The sequence below is a fragment of the Bifidobacterium sp. MSTE12 genome (assembly GCF_000513015.1).
In the GTDB taxonomy this organism is placed as follows: Bacteria; Actinomycetota; Actinomycetes; order Actinomycetales; family Bifidobacteriaceae; genus Bifidobacterium; species Bifidobacterium dentium.
The window spans coordinates 1-5,608 of the sequence record NZ_AZYA01000036.1; the positions used below are offsets into that span (position 1 = coordinate 1).

A 5,608-nucleotide genomic window follows, 5' to 3' on the forward strand; every position below is an offset into this window, starting at 1 on the left:
GGAATGTTTGCGGCGGCGTGTTACTCTCCCACACCCTGCCGGGTGCAGTACCATCACCGTGCCAGGCCTTAGCTTCCGGGTTCGGAAAGGGACCGGGCGTCACACCTGGGCCATGGCCACCGCAAAAACCACCACCGACGGCCCGGACCCCCAACGGGGACCCCGACCGGCCAAAAGGGAAAACCACCCACGCGCCGCCACCGGCGCGTGCCGTGACGGTCCGGGAACCGGACAGCGGACGCGAACACCGTTTCGTGACCACAGGAACAACGCTCCTTGTCGCCAACAATCCCGCAGCAGCAAAGACGCGGACCCACCCCCACACAAGAGCGGGGAATGGGATGCTATGTCGCCGTCGCCCGTTAGTACCGGTCGGCTCCACCCCTCGCGGGGCTTCCACCTCCGGCCTATCAAACACGTGTTCCACATGCGGGCTACAGGACCCCGAAGGGCCCAAGGAATCCTAATCTCGGAGCAGGCTTCCCGCTTAGATGCTTTCAGCGGTTATCCCTCCCGAACGTAGCCAACCGGCCGTGCCGCTGGCGCGACAACCGGCATACCAGAGGTTCGTCCACCCAGGTCCTCTCGTACTATGGGCAGGCCTCCCCAGGATTCCAACGAGCGCAGAGGATAGAGACCAAACTGTCTCACGACGTTCTGAACCCAGCTCGCGTGCCGCTTTAATCGGCGAACAGCCGAACCCTTGGGACCTGCTCCAGCCCCAGGATGCGACGAGCCGACATCGAGGTGCCAAACCATCCCGTCGATATGGACTCTTGGGAATGATCAGCCTGTTATCCCCGGGGTACCTTTTATCCGTTGAGCGATGCCGCGCCCGTGCGCCGGCACCGGATCACTATCTCCGACTTTCGTCCCTGCTCGGACCGCCGTCCTCGCAGTCAAGCCCGCTTGTGCGATTGCACTCGACACCCGATTGCCAACCGGGCTGAGCGGACCTTTGAGCGCCTCCGTTACTCTTTGGGAGGCAACCGCCCCAGTTAAACTACCCGCCAGGCACTGTCCCTGGCAAGGATGACTTGCCGAGGTGAGACGTCAAACGAGAACAGAGCGGTATTTCACCTTGCGGCTCCGCGCGGGCTGGCGCCCGCGCCTCGAAGCCTCCCGCCTATGCTACACAATCCGCGACTGACGCCAATACCAAGGTATAGTAAAGGTCCCGGGGTCTTTTCGTCCTTCTGCGCTTAACGAGCATCTTTACTCGTACTGCAATTTCGCCGAGCTCCTGGTCGAGACAGCGGGGAAGTCGTTACGCCATTCGTGCAGGTCGGAACTTACCCGACAAGGAATTTCGCTACCTTAGGATGGTTATAGTTACCACCGCCGTTTACCGGGGCTTGAATTCACCGCTTCACCCCCAAGAGGGGCTGACGGATCCTCTTAACCTTCCGGCACCGGGCAGGCGTCAGTGCATATACAGCGGCTTACGCCTTCGCATGCACCTGTGTTTTTGGTAAACAGTCGCTACCCCCTGGTCTGTGCCACCCCCACACGCTCCCGGAGCATGTCCGTTCACCCGCGGGGGTCTCCCTTATGCCGAAGGCACGGGAGCGGTTTGCCGAGTTCCTTGACCAGGATTCGCTCGATCGCCTTGGTATTCTCTACCTGACCACCAGTGTCGGTTTGGGGTACGGGCGGCAACGCGCCTGACGCCGGGGCTTTTCTCGACGGCCTGGACCACCGGATATCGAGCCGAAACGGCTCCCATCATCGCACCTCGCCGTACGCGCCGCACGGATTTGCCTGTGCGACCGGCTGCGTGCTTGACCACGGAAAACCACCTCCGCGGCCGGCTCCCATTCCGTGTCACCCCTGCGCTCACCTACCACGGCTACGCTCCCAACGCCACGCGCCGGACCCCACCCGAAGGAGGGGAACGGCCCGCGACGGAGGTTAGTACTCACCGCCTCGGTCCTGTCGGTTCGCTGCCGGTACGGGAATATCCACCCGTTCATCCATTCGACTACGCCTGTCGGCCTCGCCTTAGGACCCGACTCACCCGGGGACGACGAACGTGGCCCCGGAACCCTTGGTCATCCGGCGGACGGGATCCTCACCCGTCTCTCGCTACTCATGTCTGCATTCTCACTCCCGCAAAGTCCACGGCACGGTCACCCGGCCGCTTCGCCCCTTGCAGGACGCTCTCCTACCCGGCGCGCATACACGCGCCGCCGCGTCTTCGGTGGTGTGCTTGAGCCCCGCTACATTGTCGGCGCGGGACCACTAGACCAGTGAGCTGTTACGCACTCTTTCAAGGATGGCTGCTTCTGAGCCAACCTCCTGGCTGTCTATGCGGCCCCACATCCTTTCCCACTTAGCACACGCTTGGGGACCTTGGACGACGGTCTGGGCTGTCTCCCTCTCGACGACGGAGCTTATCCCCCGCCGACTCACTGCCGGCATACACATCAACGGTATTCGGAGTTCGGCTGCTGTTGGTACCCCACAAGGGCCCGCAAGCATCCGGTAGCTCTACCCCCGCGATGCAATAAGCCGACGCTGCACCTAAATGCATTTCGGAGAGAACCAGCTATCACGGAATTTGATTGGCCTTTCACCCCTAGCCCCAGGTCATCCCCCCGGTTTTCAACCCAGGTGGGTTCGGTCCTCCACGCGGTCTTACCCGCGCTTCAACCTGCCCAGGGCTAGATCATCCCGCTTCGGGTCCAGGACACGCGACTGTAAAACGCCCTGTTCGGACTCGCCTTCGCTACGGCTGCCCCACGACGGGTTAGCCTCGCCACGCATCACTGACTCGCAGACTCATTTTTCGATAGGCACGCCGTCACCCCACGAGGGAGGCTCCGACGGATCGTAGGCGCACGGTTTCAGGAACTCTTTCACTCCCCTCCCGGGGTGCTTTTCACCTTTCCCTCACGGTACTGGTACGCTATCGGTCAGACAGGTATGCTTAGACTTACACCACGGTCGGTGCGGATTCACGCGGGATTCCACGAGGCCCGCGCTACTTGGGACACGCGATCGGAAGACGGCAAGCGTCCAGGTACGGGGCTGGCACCCTCTGCGGCCAGGCCTTCAAGCCTGTTCCCCTGGCAAGCCGCTTTATGACTCCCGCCCGGTCCGTCGGAACCGGGACACGCGCTCCCTCAACACCGCGCACGCAACCCCCGACGGGTATCACGCGCACGCGGTTTGGTCTGATCCGCTTTCGCTCGCCACTACTCACGGAGTATCCCTTCCTGCAGGTACTGAGATGTTTCACTTCCCTGCGTACCCCCCGCAGAAGCCTGCGGTGCCGGCCCATGACGGCCGGCGGGTTGCCCCATTCGGAAATCCTCGGATCGAAGCCATGCTGGAGGCTCCCCGAGGCTTATCGCATCCTCAAACGTCCTTCGTCGGTACTGTCTGCCAAGGCATCCACCATGCGCCCTTGCGGGCGACACAGCCAACGGCCGTGCCATCCCGCGGCTTTCCTGATAGCAAGATTGCCAGACGACAAATCATCGCACTGTTCAAATGATCACAAAACGATCGATCTCGAAACCAAACTCAAAAAGAAGAGTTTGGCGAAATCGCGATAAGCAAAGGGAAAACGAAACCGTTCTCCCTCGCTCGCGTCCACTATCCAGTTCTCAAACCGCCACGCGCCACACGTTCCGCCACGCGCCCAACGGACGCCGGCCACCCCGCATGGGCATCGAACCGCACCACAATCCAAGACTGTGGGGTGGCGGTCCGGGAACCCAAAAGCACACCCATACCACTCCCGGACGGGACAGGCCCGTCCAAGCCAACGATCTCTTCCACACCAGCATCCCCACACGGGACCGTGGAACCGTTCCACGCGCATGGGGCACACACCGGACACGAACCGCGTCCTGAACTCTCCGTAGAAAGGAGGTGATCCAGCCGCACCTTCCGGTACGGCTACCTTGTTACGACTTAGTCCCAATCACGAGCCTCACCTTAGACGGCTCCATCCCAAAAAAGGGTTAGGCCACCGGCTTCGGGTGCTGCCCACTTTCATGACTTGACGGGCGGTGTGTACAAGGCCCGGGAACGCATTCACCGCGGCGTTGCTGATCCGCGATTACTAGCGACTCCGCCTTCATGGAGTCGGGTTGCAGACTCCAATCCGAACTGAGACCGGTTTTCAGGGATCCGCTCCATGTCGCCATGTCGCATCCCGCTGTACCGGCCATTGTAGCATGCGTGAAGCCCTGGACGTAAGGGGCATGATGATCTGACGTCATCCCCACCTTCCTCCGAGTTGACCCCGGCGGTCCCCCGTGAGTTCCCACCATGACGTGCTGGCAACACAGGGCGAGGGTTGCGCTCGTTGCGGGACTTAACCCAACATCTCACGACACGAGCTGACGACGACCATGCACCACCTGTGAACCCGCCCCGAAGGGAGGCCGCATCTCTACGGCCGTCGGGAACATGTCAAGCCCAGGTAAGGTTCTTCGCGTTGCATCGAATTAATCCGCATGCTCCGCCGCTTGTGCGGGCCCCCGTCAATTTCTTTGAGTTTTAGCCTTGCGGCCGTACTCCCCAGGCGGGATGCTTAACGCGTTAGCTCCGACACGGAACCCGTGGAACGGGCCCCACATCCAGCATCCACCGTTTACGGCGTGGACTACCAGGGTATCTAATCCTGTTCGCTCCCCACGCTTTCGCTCCTCAGCGTCAGTGACGGCCCAGAGACCTGCCTTCGCCATTGGTGTTCTTCCCGATATCTACACATTCCACCGTTACACCGGGAATTCCAGTCTCCCCTACCGCACTCCAGCCCGCCCGTACCCGGCGCAGACCCACCGTTAAGCGATGGGCTTTCACACCGGACGCGACGAACCGCCTACGAGCCCTTTACGCCCAATAATTCCGGATAACGCTTGCACCCTACGTATTACCGCGGCTGCTGGCACGTAGTTAGCCGGTGCTTATTCGAAGGGTACACTCACCCCGAAGGGCTTGCTCCCGATCAAAAGCGGTTTACAACCCGAAGGCCTTCATCCCGCACGCGGCGTCGCTGCATCAGGCTTGCGCCCATTGTGCAATATTCCCCACTGCTGCCTCCCGTAGGAGTCTGGGCCGTATCTCAGTCCCAATGTGGCCGGTCGCCCTCTCAGGCCGGCTACCCGTCGAAGCCATGGTGGGCCGTTACCCCGCCATCAAGCTGATAGGACGCGACCCCATCCCATACCGACGGATCTTTCCCGGAAGGACATGCATCCAACCGGAGCATCCGGCATTACCACCCGTTTCCAGGAGCTATTCCGGTGTATGGGGCAGGTCGGTCACGCATTACTCACCCGTTCGCCACTCTCACCCGGAGGCGAACCCCCGGGATCCCGTTCGACTTGCATGTGTTAAGCACGCCGCCAGCGTTCATCCTGAGCCAGAATCGAACCCTCCACGAAAAAACCATGAAGAGAACCGAAAACGACTCTCACAAGAAAATTGACGATCGCCTTATAAGGAAAGGCGCATCGCACGAAAACCCCACCGTCCTTCAAGGCCTCCCGGCCACTCGCCGAAACACGGCGAGCCGACGATGGACTGGCAATCATTGACTATAAAGAAGTAGTACAGATACGCTCTTGAGTTCTCAAACCACCACCGCACC

General features: G+C 61.1%; 3 rRNA genes. All 3 read right to left on the reverse strand.

Annotation, left to right across the window (positions count from 1 at the left end):
• Positions 1-7: 7 nt before the first annotated feature.
• The 3 genes from rrf to HMPREF1494_RS08770 all read right to left on the reverse strand — a co-directional run bounded on the left by rrf (position 8) and on the right by HMPREF1494_RS08770 (position 5,402).
• A 5S ribosomal RNA gene (gene rrf / locus HMPREF1494_RS08760) occupies positions 8-124 on the reverse strand.
• 219 nt (positions 125-343) lie between these two features.
• A 23S ribosomal RNA gene (locus tag HMPREF1494_RS08765) occupies positions 344-3,423 on the reverse strand.
• Between the two features lie 449 nt (positions 3,424-3,872).
• Positions 3,873-5,402, reverse strand: a 16S ribosomal RNA gene (locus HMPREF1494_RS08770).
• Together the 16S, 23S and 5S rRNA genes form the textbook arrangement of a ribosomal RNA operon.
• Between the last annotated feature and the right edge of the window lie 206 nt (positions 5,403-5,608).